The 13,110-nt window shown below is 46.0% G+C and carries 9 protein-coding genes; all 9 read left to right on the top strand.

What is annotated here, in order from left to right; all coding sequences use genetic code 11:
• Positions 1 to 20 precede the first annotated feature (20 nt).
• The 9 genes from GC093_RS22145 (at position 21) to GC093_RS22105 (ending at position 13,040) form a co-directional block, all read left to right on the top strand.
• Complete coding sequence (locus GC093_RS22145) at positions 21 to 1,061, top strand: ABC transporter substrate-binding protein (RefSeq protein WP_376768672.1); 1,041 nt, start codon at positions 21 to 23, stop codon at positions 1,059 to 1,061.
• Positions 1,062 to 1,254: 193 nt separating this feature from the next.
• Positions 1,255 to 2,871, top strand: a complete 1,617-nt coding sequence (locus GC093_RS22140; protein ID WP_171654079.1) for a response regulator transcription factor — start codon at positions 1,255 to 1,257, stop codon at positions 2,869 to 2,871.
• Positions 2,868 to 4,646 (top strand): cache domain-containing sensor histidine kinase, encoded by a 1,779-nt coding sequence (locus GC093_RS22135; protein ID WP_171654078.1) that lies wholly within the window; start codon positions 2,868 to 2,870, stop codon positions 4,644 to 4,646. The genes GC093_RS22140 and GC093_RS22135 overlap by 4 nt, the downstream gene beginning before the upstream one ends.
• Positions 4,643 to 5,614 carry a substrate-binding domain-containing protein gene (locus GC093_RS22130; protein ID WP_171654077.1) on the top strand — a complete coding sequence of 324 codons (972 nt, stop codon included), beginning with the start codon at positions 4,643 to 4,645 and terminating at the stop codon, positions 5,612 to 5,614. Before GC093_RS22135 ends, GC093_RS22130 begins: the two co-directional genes overlap by 4 nt.
• Before the next feature lie 706 nt (positions 5,615 to 6,320).
• Positions 6,321 to 7,271 (top strand): metallophosphoesterase family protein, encoded by a 951-nt coding sequence (locus GC093_RS22125; RefSeq protein WP_171654076.1) that lies wholly within the window; start codon positions 6,321 to 6,323, stop codon positions 7,269 to 7,271.
• 351 nt (positions 7,272 to 7,622) lie between these two features.
• On the top strand, positions 7,623 to 8,987 hold the full coding sequence (locus tag GC093_RS22120; protein ID WP_171654075.1) for a sulfatase family protein: 1,365 nt from the start codon (positions 7,623 to 7,625) through the stop codon (positions 8,985 to 8,987).
• Positions 8,988 to 9,012: 25 nt separating this feature from the next.
• On the top strand, positions 9,013 to 9,903 hold the full coding sequence (locus GC093_RS22115) for a protein-tyrosine phosphatase family protein (RefSeq protein ID WP_171654074.1): 891 nt from the start codon (positions 9,013 to 9,015) through the stop codon (positions 9,901 to 9,903).
• A gap of 40 nt (positions 9,904 to 9,943) precedes the next feature.
• Positions 9,944 to 10,861, top strand: a complete 918-nt coding sequence (locus GC093_RS22110; RefSeq protein WP_171654073.1) for a TIM barrel protein — start codon at positions 9,944 to 9,946, stop codon at positions 10,859 to 10,861.
• Positions 10,862 to 10,898: 37 nt separating this feature from the next.
• Entirely contained in the window at positions 10,899 to 13,040 is a 2,142-nt protein-coding gene (locus GC093_RS22105) for a methyl-accepting chemotaxis protein (protein WP_171654072.1), read from the top strand.
• The last annotated feature ends 70 nt before the right edge of the window (positions 13,041 to 13,110 follow it).

Here is a 13,110-nt window from a genome sequence, read left to right as displayed (position 1 = left end):
AATAGTTAGGGGAGATCGATTTGAAAACAAGTAAAAGATTCATGTTTACCGCTGCATTAATGCTGCTTGCAACAACCGTGTTCAGTGCTTGTGGGGCCAGCAACCCGGCCCCGACATCGAAGCCGCAGACAGGAGGAACGACTGCTCCAGCACCAGCTGCCCCCGCGCCAGCTCCCGATGCAAAAAAGACGGATAAAATTTACATTCCAGTCATTTCCAAAGGCTTCCAGCATCAGTTTTGGCAGGCTGTTAAGCAGGGAGCTGAAAAGGCGGCTAAAGAATTTCAGGTTGAAATTACGTTTGAGGGTCCTGAGACCGAATCCCAAGTAGACAAACAAATTGAGATGCTGCAAGCGGCACTAGGTAAAAATCCGAAAGCTATCGCATTTGCTGCCCTTGACAGTAAAGCGGCGATCCCGCTGCTGCAGAAGGCCAAAGCGGCGAATATTCCAGTGGTAGGGTTTGACTCCGGTGTGGATAGTGACATACCGATCACAACTGCTGCTACCGATAATGCTGCTGCTGCTGGCTTGGCTGCTGACAAAATGGCAGCGCTTATAGGCAACGAGGGTGAGGTAGCGTTAGTTGTACATGACCAAACGAGCCGTACGGGAATTGATCGTCGTGATGGCTTCGTTAACCGAATTAAAGAGAAGTACCCTAATATTAAAATTGTGGATATCCAGTACGGCGGCGGTGACCAGCTGAAATCGACGGATCTGGCCAAAGCAATTATCCAAGCTCATCCGAATGTTAAAGGATTTTTCGGTGCCAATGAGGGCTCAGCTATCGGCGTTCTTAATGCAGTGACAGAATCGAAGAAGGACAAAATAATTGTTGTCGGCTATGACTCCGGTAAACAACAAATCGACGCAGTTCGCAGTGGCAAGATGGCCGGAGCGATCACTCAGGATCCGATAGGTATTGGTTACTGGTCTGTAAAAGCGGCTGTGCAAGCCATCAAGGGAGAATCGGTGAAGAAAAACATTGATACGGGCTTCCACTGGTATGATAAGACTAACATCGATTCCGATCAGATTAAGCCGCTTCTTTACAATTAACCGTCTGCAAAAAGAGCTGTGAGATGAAAATCCCATGCTCTTTTTGCATTTCCATTTATTCCTAAGTTTGTGTTGCTCTATGAATGTAGGTCTGTGTATGATGAATTCAGGAAATCGTCGCGATAATAGCTTTAGCTGATTGTTTCAGACGTCATGATTTCAAATCGATAACTTTTCCCGAGGGGCAGCGTTTATGTATAAGATCATCCTTGTAGACGATGAAGACGAAGTAAGAGAGGGTATTGAGCTGAAAACCGATTGGGGCGCATGTGGCTTTGAATTGGCAGGAACCTTTGATAATGGGCGTGACGCGCTAGATTCTATTCAATCCTTGCAGCCGGATGTGATCATAACCGATATATGTATGCCGTTTATGGATGGTTTGGAGCTAGCTCGGCAAGTAGCGGGGCAATACCGGGATATCGTGGTTGTCATTGTTACCGGGTTTGAGGAGTTTGATTATGCGAAGCAGGCTATCAAGCTTAAGGTTAAGGACTATCTGCTCAAACCAATCAACTCCGAGGAGTTTACAAGCTTTCTGTATGTACTGAAGCAGGAGCTGGATGCTGGGCGGCAAGAGAAGGAAGACCTGAGCCATTTGCAGCTTCAGCTTAATCAAAGCCTTCCCCTGCTAAAGGAACGGTTTCTGGAAAGATTGGCGGCCACTGTTATTAAAAAGGATGAAATTGAACGTAAATTCAACTATTTTCAGCTGTCCTTGAGCGGTCCTGCATATCTTGCTTTAGTCGGAGATATCGATGGGTTTATGCGTGATTCGATTCCTAGTGAGGATGTGGAAGTAGAGCTGCTGAGGTTCGCTGCTTTTAATATTATGCAGGAAATTTTTGAGAAGGAAAGCGGAGGCATTGTTTTCCGAACGCGTGACGATAAGATTGCTGTGATCTTTCCTGGGAAGATTGAGGAGATTGAAGTTCAGGCGCAGACCTTGGCGGAGCATGCCAGGCACAGCGTACAGAAGTATTTGAGGCTAACCGTATCCATCGGTATCGGCAGAGTTTGTACGGAGCTTCCGTATATATCGAAGTCGTTCCAAGGGGCGCTGTCCGCGCTTGATTACCGATTTCTTCTTGGAAAGAACAGGATCATTTCCATCAATGACTTGGAGTATGGAAAAGGGGTAGATAAAGCAGGCTACGATGCTTGGGAGAGGAAACTGTTAGCTACTATGAAGACGGGTAACCGTCAGCAGGTCTCGCTCGTGCTGCACGATGGAATAGAGGAGATGAAGCACTCCTACTCCTCGGTTGAGAAATGCTACGGATCGATCCATAAGCTGATCGCTTCGTTAATGAATCTGGTGGTCGAAACCGGCTTCGATAATACGGAGGTATTTGGGAGCAGTCCATTCCAACAGATTTCCACAATGAGAACGTTGGATGATGCGCAGCTGTGGCTGGAAGGTATTTGCCATCATATCATTAGTTATTTATCCGAGAGAAGAACGGATGTAACGGAATCCCAGATGCAGAAGGCAGAAGCCTACATACGGGAGCATTATAGTGATGAAAATTTTTCGTTGAATCAGGTATGCAGCCATATTTTTATGAGCATCAGTTATTTCAGCGCTTTGTTCAAGCAGCATACAGGGGTAACCTTCGTTGAATATTTGACCAGGGTTCGACTGGAGAAAGCCAAGGAGCTAATTGCGGTTACCCAGCTTAAAACCTATGATATTGCATCGAGAGTGGGCTATGGAGATCCGCAGTATTTCAGTGTGATTTTTAAACGGCATACCGGGGTGACTCCCAAAGAATATCGATTGGAGCAGAAGGGAAATCCCTCTCTATGAAGTTCTGGAGCTTCTCATTCAAAAGCATTCATACGAATATTGCCATCGCATTTTCCTGTTTAATCCTTTGTACAACAGCCATCTTAAGCTATAATTCTTACCGGCTGTCGGCGGACGCGGTAACCAAAAATTCGTTGGAGTATACAACAGAGCTCATCGAACAAGTCAATACTAACATTCAAACTTATATTGGAAATATGGAGAGCATCTCCGCGCTTGCGCTTAGCAATGGTGATCTGCTGCGGTATTTGTCGCTTAATGATCCAAACACAAATGAAGGGATTGCGCTGGAGCGGCAGCTTGGCAATTATTTTCGATCCATAGTCGGCTCCAGAAATGATATCGCTTCCATACTGTTTGTAGGTTCCAACGGCAGGGCCTTATCGGATCGAGCTTCTGGCCAGCTCAAGTCTTATGGGGAGCTAACGGATCAGGAATGGTTCAAGGAAGCTCAGCTAACACAAGGGCGTGTCGCTATTTCCTCCTCTCATGTGCAGCACGTGTTCCGTAATGAATACCCTTGGGTCGTATCGATCAGCCGGCAGCTGACGGGCCATGCAGAGGATTCCCGATCCGGTGTGCTTCTAGTCGATCTGAATTATAACCTGATCAATGACTTATGCAAACAGATTCGCCTTGGGAAAAGGGGTTATGTCTTTATACTGGATCCGGCTGGCGATTTGATTTATCATCCGCAGCAGCAGATTATCTACACAAGGTTGAAAAGCGAGAACATACCGATGATTCTCAGCTCGCAGGATAGCTCGATCGTTATTGGCGAAGGCAGCGAACGGAAAATGTATACGATTCGTACAACGAGCTTCGGCTGGAAGATCGTAGGCGTTACTTATCTCGATGAATTGGTAAGCAACAAGCGGGAAATCCAATTCTCCTCAGCATTGTGGGGGTTTGTATGCCTAATCATTGCCCTTGCTATATCTATCCTTCTATCCTTCACTTTAACCAAACCAATCAAGAAGCTGGATGCTCACATGAAGCAGGTGGAAAAAGGAGATTTTAATATCCGGGCGGCCATCGAAAGCACGAATGAGATCGGGAAGCTGGCGCGTACTTTTAACCTGATGATTGGCAAAATCAAAGATTTAATGAATCAGATTGTACAGGAGCAGGAAACAAAGCGGATCAGTGAGTTGAAGGCACTGCAGGCCCAGATCCAACCGCATTTTCTATATAATACGCTGGACTCAATTATTTGGATGGCAGAGATGTCCAAGATGGAGGAGGTGGTGAAGATGACATCGGCCTTGTCCAAGCTGCTGCGTTCCAGTATCAGTAAGGGGGAAGAGCTGGTACCGATCTCCGTCGAGCTGGAGCATATCCGTAATTATTTGACCATACAAAATATTCGTTACCGGAATAAGTTTTCGTATACGATCGATGTCGATCCGTCTATTCTTGACTGTAAAATATTAAAAATCGTTCTCCAACCTTTGGTCGAAAATGCGATTTATCATGGAATCAAGCATAAGGCCGATACGGGGCATATTCATATCACCGGACAACAAGAGAATGGTGTTGTTATCCTCAAGGTTATTGATGACGGAATTGGAATGGAGCCTGAGAAGGTCAAATCTTTGTTGTCGAATGTTAACTTAACGGAGGCAGGCAAAGGTGTTGGGCTGCATAATGTATATCAACGGGTTCAACTGTATTTCGGTGATCCCTATGGCTTGGAGTTTGAAAGCGAGCAGGAAGAAGGCACCACAGCGATACTGCGAATTCCGGCTATTATGGAAGGAGGCGATAAGCAATGAGAAGGATTGCGGGTCTAGCATTTGCTGCTGTCATCATTGCTGCTTCTATCCTGATTTACCAAACATCATCGGGGGGATTCACCGACAAAAACAAGCCTATCCTGTTCGTACCGAAATCTTTTGGTCAAAAAACGGAGTTTTGGCAGGTAATGAATCAAGGCGTGTTTGCTGCCGCCAAAGAATATGGTGCTGAAGTAAAGGTTGTCGGTACCTCAACCGAGGACGATATTGAAGGTCAAATCCTGTTATTGGAGCAAGCAATCTTGGATAAACCTAAGGCAATTATACTGGCAGCAACCGATTACAATCGAATTGTTCCCGTTGCACAAAAGATTGTCAACGCTGGAATAAAGCTAATCACCGTTGATTCCGACTTGATGGGCGATTTGTCAGCCAGCTTCATTGCTACCGATAACTATGCAGCAGGTCAGAAGGTAGGGCAAGCACTCCAACGGCGGATTGAACCAGGTGCCACTATCGCTATCATTAATTTCGTGAAAGGCTCGGCTCCAGCGATGGAGAGAGAAAGAGGGGTAAGGGATAGCCTGAAGGATTCAGATCATTTTCAAGTATTGGATACGTATTACAGTGATGCTTCCGAGGAAAAGGCGTATGCTATTACCCAAAAGCTCCTGCTTTCCCATCCGCGGCTTGGAGGAATTGTTGGTCTTAATGAGCCCTCGACAGTAGGTGCTGCCAAAGCAATAAAGGAAGCCGGGATTCAAATTCCTTTAATAGGCTTCGACAGCTCTATGGACGAAATTTCCTTTTTAGAAGAAGGGATCTTACAAGCCACTGTGATTCAAAAGCCGTTTAATATGGGCTATCTTGCCATTAAAACCGCGGTTCAGGTTATCAATGGGGAGAAGGTCAGCAGCAGGATCGATACCGGATCCGAGGTCATTACCAAGAAAGACATGTACACGCATGAAAATCAGAAGCTGCTGTTTCCTTTTGTCGATAAATAGTGAGAAGTGAGGGTACGTACGGATGGCTTGTTACTGTTAATATGGCTGGGTCAACCTGTGTTGTGGGGGCAGAAGGACTTAAGAGGAATTGAAGGACTGGAGGGTTTGGAGGGAATGGAGGGTCTTAACGGAACTAAGAGTTCCTTTATTCAAGTCATCTCCTTCAATTTTAGGCAATAGCGGAAGTCGGAATTCCGTTATTCTAGGCAAATATGAGACTAAGCACATTAAACAGGGAGATAAAGGAACTAGCTGTTCCGTTATCTCCCTGTTTGATGATTTTTCCATGCGATAAAGGAACGCGTGCTTCCGTTATTGTTCTCTAGCTCCATGGATGTGGCATTACTTTACTATGACAGCTGACTTACCCGCGACTGAAGCTCATGTTCCAACTGATGCAAGCCAGCCATTCAATGGAGCACGACTATAACAGCTAACAGTTACGATGAACATAGCGTGCATGAATCTCGGAGAGTTGCAGAAGCGTAGGTTACTTTGGCAATATTGGTGGATCATTAGGATGATTTTAGTGTCGCGTTTTAACACAGTCTGTTTAAAGGGGGAATATCAATTTGCGCTGGCAGTTCTTCTTTGCATAATTTTGCAGCATGTATTGAAAACGAAATTCACATGAGTTAGGATATAAGCTAGTTATATTGGTAACGTTACCGGAATATGTATTTAGAACTGCTGGGAGGTCATTATTATGTCTTTTCCGCTGCAATTTGGCGAGGACGGAAGCTTTACGATCGTGCAATTCACTGATTTGCACTGGTATAACGGGGATAGCAACGATTTGCGTACACAGCAATTTATGAGTCATGTCATTGATGCGGAGCATCCCGACTTAATTGTCATTACCGGAGACGTAATTCACAAGAAAGAAACCAATGAGCCATTAGCTGCATTTAATGATGCTGTTTCAACCGTGGTTCAATGTGGAATTCCTTGGGCGTTTGTTTATGGGAACCACGAATATGAATCCGGGATTGATCCGAACCAGCTTGCCAAGCTGCTGGAGCAGCTGCCTAACTGCTTGTTTGAACTAGGCCCCCAGACAGTTCAAGGAATATCTAACTATGTGCTGCGCATACAATCGAGCAAATCCACTGATATTGGCGCTGCCCTGTATATGCTGGATTCAGGAGCCAAAACTCAGCATGCCTTTGGCGGTTCAGCTTGGTTTCACCGCAATCAGATTGATTGGTATATTCGCCAATCAGCTGCAATGGCTGAGGAATACGGGAGCACACAGCTGCCAGCGCTTGCCTTCTTCCATATTCCGCTGCCGGAATATAATGAAATATGGGATTATGGCGTTTGCTATGGAAGCAATAACAAGGGAGTCAGCTGTCCTAAGATCAATACAGGTATGTTTGCAGCCATGTTTGAGATGGGAGATGTGATGGGGACCTTCGTAGGTCATGAACACCTGAATGATTATTACGGTGATTTGCATGGTATCCGGCTATGTTTTTCCCGGTTAAGTGGTTTTAACGCTAAAGGGCCGGATGATTTCCTGCGTGGGGCTCGCATTATTCGTTTAACTGAAGGGGAGCGGCATTTCGAGACGTGGCAGCGGCTTGAGGACGGCAGCCTAATTATTAATCCAGTAGAGCATCCCCCAGAGCTAGTTGATCCGAGTGGGAAGAGATAAGCCCTGCCTTAATAAGGTCAAGCCTTAGAAAAATGTGAATTGACAAATTGGGGATATTATTTTACAATTTTGGTAACGTTTCCGGTAACGTTACCAAAATGAAAAGAGGATGTGATAATGTAACTGAGGCTGCTGCACCTGAACGATTCGGATGCTTCAATACAAATCACGCTCGTTGTACATGAAGGCTATACATCAACTGACTATTACTACTTAGCTTTGCATACTGAATGATTTTGTATAATGATTTTGCACATTTCCTGAGCTTTAGAGGGAACTTATTTTTACCCTTAGAGAAAGCGCTTACCCTCAACAAGTAGATTTGTCAAAAGAAGGAGGTGATGGCATCTTATGATGAACATCCTCGTCATAACCATAGACCAGCTGCGTTGGGACGCACTTGCCTGCGCTGGCAATAAGGAGATCGAGACGCCAAATATCGATAGGCTGGGCAAGGAAGGTGTGAGGTTTACACATGCATTTACTAATGCTCCTGCTTGTATGCCTGCACGCTCCTCACTGCTGACAGGTCGCTTCCCTCATGCTCATGGGGTTCGTGGCGGCGGTGTGCGATTATCAGAGCAGGAGGTGACGTTTCCGCAATTATTGAGCCAAAGAGGCTATCATACGGCTCATATCGGTAAGCTTCACGTACAGAATCACACGTATCGCGATCATACGGCTCCGCATCCAAGCTATGGATATCGAACACTTCAGGTGACGGATGAGCGAGGAACCTATCGTGATCCTTACACACAATGGGTTGAACGGAACCATCCTGAATATGCGGATGCGATACGAATTGAGCCGGGTATGACAAGAGTGAGGAATCAAACGGATCATCTTTCCGGAAATGGCAGCTTTCCTGCTAAAGCCTCGCACAGCCATTGGGTAAGCGAAGCTTCGATCGAATTTTTACAAGAGTTTGGTTCGTCTCCATTTATGCTCTGGTCCAGCTTTTTTGACCCGCATTCGCCTTTTATCGTACCTTTGGATTTGTTGGATCGTTATGATCCCAATGCTCTCTCACTCCCGAGAAATTGTGAAATTACTGCAGAGAACGAAGCTATGATTCGGCAAAAGAAAGCGGCTTACTATACTCTGGTTTCTCATGTCGATGATTGTATAGGGAAGTTGCTTGACTATCTGGATGAATCGGGGCTGAGCGAGCGAACGGCGGTGATGTTGTCGAGCGATCACGGAGAGTTTCTAGGCGATTGGGGAAGATGGGGTAAGGGAAGATCAGAGGATGAAAGCATCCGCATCCCGATGATTGTAAAAGCGCCGAACATAAAGGGCGGTGGCAGAGTAGTCGATGACATCGTGCAGCTGTTTGATCTGGCGCCGACGATATGCGACCTGACTGGCAGTATGAAGCCACATTCCATGCAAGCAAGGAGCTTGCTGCCTTTGCTCAGAGGCGAGGAAGATCCTGAAAGAGCTCCTTTTGCACTGATTGAACTGAATTCTGAGGTGTCTAGAATCGACACGGCAGAGGTGTTCGAAAAAACACTTCGCAATAGAGACTACCGTCTAACCGTTTGGAGCAATCAAGAGAAGGGTGTCTTGTATGATTTAAGGTTGGATCCTCTTCAATTAAACAATGTGTGGAGCGACTCAAGTTATCAAAAGATTCGCGATAAATTGATATGGGAGCTGCTGCAGCGGTTGATTCAAACAGAAAATACGCTGCCGGTGCGTACGAATCCATTTTAGTGAGGGATGGAAGGGGCATTCACATATGACAAATGAGCATAATCAGAATTCTGGCCAAGCCGGTACGAGTGAGATAGGTAAGCTAAAGGTGAACCAATTAATTGATGTGGATAACATCCATGTGCTTCCGAAACGGTTCCGCATGACAACTACACCCATCCAATCCGTTGACGGGGATTCGCTGAATCTGGCTGGACTTGCAGAATTAAAGGCATCGGGGAGTGGTATGTTTTCTCAAAAAGGGCTGCAATGCATGGCTCAGACGATTGGACACATGTCGATTACGATAGTTGATTTGCGGCAAGAGAGCCATGGTTTTGTTAATGGAATGGCAGTCAGCTGGTATGGTCCGAATAATGGTACGAATAAAGGATTGGTCGATACCGAGGCTAAGGATAAGGAAAGACTTATTCTGGACGGTTTGATTGCGTCTCCATCCATCATTTTCGATCAATTGGAGGGGAAATCGGTTCAGTTGGCTGAGCCAATAACCAATCCAAAAACAATTATGACGGAGGAGGAGCTGGTTACAGGAGAAGGCTTAGGCTATCAACGTTTTTTTGTAACGGATCATCATCGCCCATTGGATATGGTTGTCGATCAATTCATTGCATTTGTGAAAGCGCTGCCTTCGGATACGTGGCTCCATTTTCACTGTCGCGGAGGCGTGGGACGCACAACCTCCTTTATGCTGATGTATGATATGCTGCGGAATTCGGGAGAGGTGAGCAAGGAGGATATTATCCAGCGTCAAATTCAGATTGGCGGCAAAGATATGAAGAGTGTTGATCCAAACGATACGTTTAAATACGGACCTGCTATGGAGCGTTTGGATTTTATTGATTCTTTTTACAAGTACTGTATCCATGTTCAAGAGGGGTTTGAAGGGAACTGGTCTAAGTGGCTTGAGGGCTAGAAGTCCGCATCTTAACATGAAAGAAATGAAGTGAGCCATTATGAAGCTGGGTTTTTCATTACAAGGCCTCGCCTTTTTCGGGGGTGTCGGTAAGGATAGCAGCAGTGAATGGATTGCAAATTATGAAAGCATCGAGCTGTTCTTGGATGCGCTCAAAGCAAGCGGAATCACATCGATCGAGCTTCGGTATTTACCGCGTCGGGCGAATCCTCGGATTTACCGCGAGATTATCGAGCTCATATGGAGTATGGGGCTTGTGCTGACGATTCAAGGGGAAGCCAGTGCTTATACCTGGGGATCTTGTTTTGCCGAGATTTATCCATCCATGTCCTACATCTCAAACCATTTTCACAAGCACCAATCAGCCCTGTTGATGACACTTCCGTTTAGGGAAGCAGAGACTGCTAACGCTTCGACTGCTGAATGGCACGGGCAAACGGTTGGTTTGCTTCGTCATTGGACGAAGATTGTTTCTGCTGAGGAACTTCCCATTACCTTTGCATTAGAGAATTGCAGCTCCTATGGCTCTATTCCCGGATGCTCATTAGAGAGAATGCTTCGTATCGTAGATGAGGTGGAAAGCGCTTCTGTCGGTATTTGTTGGGATCTTGGAGCTTATTATGCTGAGCAGCTGCGCATCTTCGGCGGTCATTCCCTGCCCATAGAGAGATATGGGGGAGAACTCCCTTCTCCATCTTTTATGAAGCGGGTCGCCCATACCCATTTACATGGAGTTGCCTCCAATGGCCTGCATAATCCTTTAATAGAAAAAGAAAGTTTGCCGCTTGAAATGTACATGGATCTTCTACGGGCATCAGGTTACGACGGGATTTATAATCTAGAGCTTACTATGGATAAATGCTCAGGAATGTTCGAGCCTTACGATTGTATTTTCGGATCCATAAGAAGAGTAAAGCAGGCTCATATCCGACCTGTCGGAAGCAAACGCGGGATGTAGGAGCTGTCCTGGAAAAATGATGATGGAGGGGTGCTGTATGGGAACAGAAGCATCCGCGAACGCAGATATGAATCCTATTCGGATCTCAAGGGTCTTTATTCCCGCAGTGAAATTTTTGAACGGATTGAATTTTTTACAGAAGTTTATGGTTGTGGGCTTGATCTTCATCATTCCGATTGTTGTATCGGCTTACTTATTTATTTCGGATGTGTCGGAGAATATACAGTTTACGACTAAAGAAGCGGAAGGCATTGTTCCGGTCAAGCTGTTAATGGAGCTCCAAATGGAAATTGAAGCGCATCGGAGTCAGTCCATCCTTTATTTGAATGGTACTACCTCAATGAAGGTAAAGATGGATGAGCAGAAAGCGAACGTCGAAGAAAAAATGAGCGCGTTAAAGACTTGGAATGATGCACATGGCGCTAACTACGACACTAAGGATAAATGGAAGACGCTTCAGGAGGACTGGTACTACACTAAGCTGCAAATCTATAATGCAGGGTATGAACAAGGAATAGATGCGCATAAGAAGCTAATAAGAGATATTGAGGATTATTGGAATTCGGTGGCGGAGGGTTCTCTATTGAATCTGGATGCTCATTCGGAGGTTCATTTATTGCTGGATACTGCTACACAGCTCTTCAATCAAACGGAACGTACGAATTTGCTATCCACGATTGGGCAAAGTACAGTAACTCTCAGTCAAATGTCTGACGCTAATCGGGGACTTCTTGCCAAAGAAGCAAGTTTTAAAAGACTTCAGGCGATCAAGACCAATATGCAAAAAATGAACAAAAATACGGTAAATTCCTTGGAAGCGCTACATGGAGCCTTTCAGCAAAGCAACACCGCGCTTGTCGATAACATACAGCTTCAACTGCTGTCCAAAGACAAAAGCCCTGTATTTGATATGGGAAATGACTTGACGGCGTTGGGCGAGCGTGCCTATCAGACAGATGTGGAGCTGTATAAAGCTGTGCTGATTCAGTTGGAGCGAAGTGTTCAAGCTAAGCTTACAACGTATCAATGGAAGAAAAATTCGCTGCTGGCCGTTGCGATTGTCTTTATTGCCATTAATGTTTATTTATTTGTGTCACTGTATGTGTCAATTCGCAGAACTGTCCGATTCATGGCGGTTGGTTCAATGAAATTAGCTTCCGGCGATTTTACCGTTCGTGTGCCTTTGGAGACAAAGGATGAGCTTAGAACGATATGTGCCGCGTTTAATGGAACGGCAGAGTCACTTGCAACAATCATTGTAGCCAACCTCAAGGCTGCGGAAGAAATGTCGGTTTTGGCGCATCAGCTTGCAGCGGGTTCTTCCGACTCGTCAGAAAGCAGCAAGGACGCAGCAGCAGCTTTTCACCAAATCGCAGAGGGAGCCCAGATGCAGTTGGGTTGCGCGAAGCAATCTGCTGTTCAAATGGCGGATATGGCTGAGGGCATCCAGCATATGGCCGAAAGCACGACGGTTGCCTCGGAGGAAGCTGTTAAAACAACGCATGAAGCAGAGACAGGGTATCAGTCAATTAATGATGCCGTTCAGCAAATGAATCAGATAAAAGAATCTATAAGCCAATTGGGAGCTATGATTAAGGCGTTGGAAGAAGGCTCGGCTGATATCGGTAAATCCGTCGGTGATATCCGGGATATTGCAGCGCAGACCAACCTGCTCGCTCTTAATGCCGCCATTGAAGCTGCGCGGGCTGGCGAGCATGGCCGTGGCTTTGCTGTCGTGGCCTCAGAGGTGCGCAAGCTGTCGGAGCAATCCGCATCGGCTGCCCAAAGAATTACAAGAGTCGTTCAGGATATCCGACAGGCAACGGTATCAACAGCGATGCAGATGAAGGAGGGCACTGTTGAAGTCGAGAAGGGCATCCTTCTGGTTCATCAGACCGGCAATCAATTTCAGAGCGTTCTGCAATCTATTGGGCAGCTTTCCGGACTCATCCAGAGCATCTCGGCTACCTGTGAACAATTCTCCGCAGGGACGGATGAGGTTGCCCATGATTTACAGGAGATGCTGTCTATTGCCCAATCGACAGCCTCAAGTGCCGAGCAGGTGTCTGAGACCTCGTCACGCCAAGTTGCATCAGCGAAGGAGAACTTGGGCTCGGCGCAGTATTTGGATGAGCAGTCGAAGCAGTTAAAGCAAAGCATGGCGACTTTTATCGTATGAACTGTTGCTGCTTGAACCTATGCTGTTTGCTATGGTGCTGGGGCAAGCCATTTTGCCAATTCGAGTAAGT

This window comes from Paenibacillus foliorum (assembly GCF_013141765.1).
Taxonomy (GTDB): Bacteria; Bacillota; Bacilli; order Paenibacillales; family NBRC-103111; genus Paenibacillus_S; species Paenibacillus_S foliorum.
Note: the sequence above shows the minus strand (reverse complement) of the source record. Positions and strands in the feature narration are given on the sequence as shown.

Coding starts and splice junctions, on each gene's coding strand:
- GC093_RS22110 (WP_171654073.1), top strand. CDS start 9,944: ATGAAGCTGGGTTTTTCATTACAAGGCCTCGCCTTTTTCGGGGGTGTC.
- GC093_RS22115 (WP_171654074.1), top strand. CDS start 9,013: ATGACAAATGAGCATAATCAGAATTCTGGCCAAGCCGGTACGAGTGAG.
- GC093_RS22120 (WP_171654075.1), top strand. CDS start 7,623: ATGATGAACATCCTCGTCATAACCATAGACCAGCTGCGTTGGGACGCA.
- GC093_RS22125 (WP_171654076.1), top strand. CDS start 6,321: ATGTCTTTTCCGCTGCAATTTGGCGAGGACGGAAGCTTTACGATCGTG.
- GC093_RS22135 (WP_171654078.1), top strand. CDS start 2,868: ATGAAGTTCTGGAGCTTCTCATTCAAAAGCATTCATACGAATATTGCC.
- GC093_RS22140 (WP_171654079.1), top strand. CDS start 1,255: ATGTATAAGATCATCCTTGTAGACGATGAAGACGAAGTAAGAGAGGGT.
- GC093_RS22105 (WP_171654072.1), top strand. CDS start 10,899: ATGGGAACAGAAGCATCCGCGAACGCAGATATGAATCCTATTCGGATC.
- GC093_RS22130 (WP_171654077.1), top strand. CDS start 4,643: ATGAGAAGGATTGCGGGTCTAGCATTTGCTGCTGTCATCATTGCTGCT.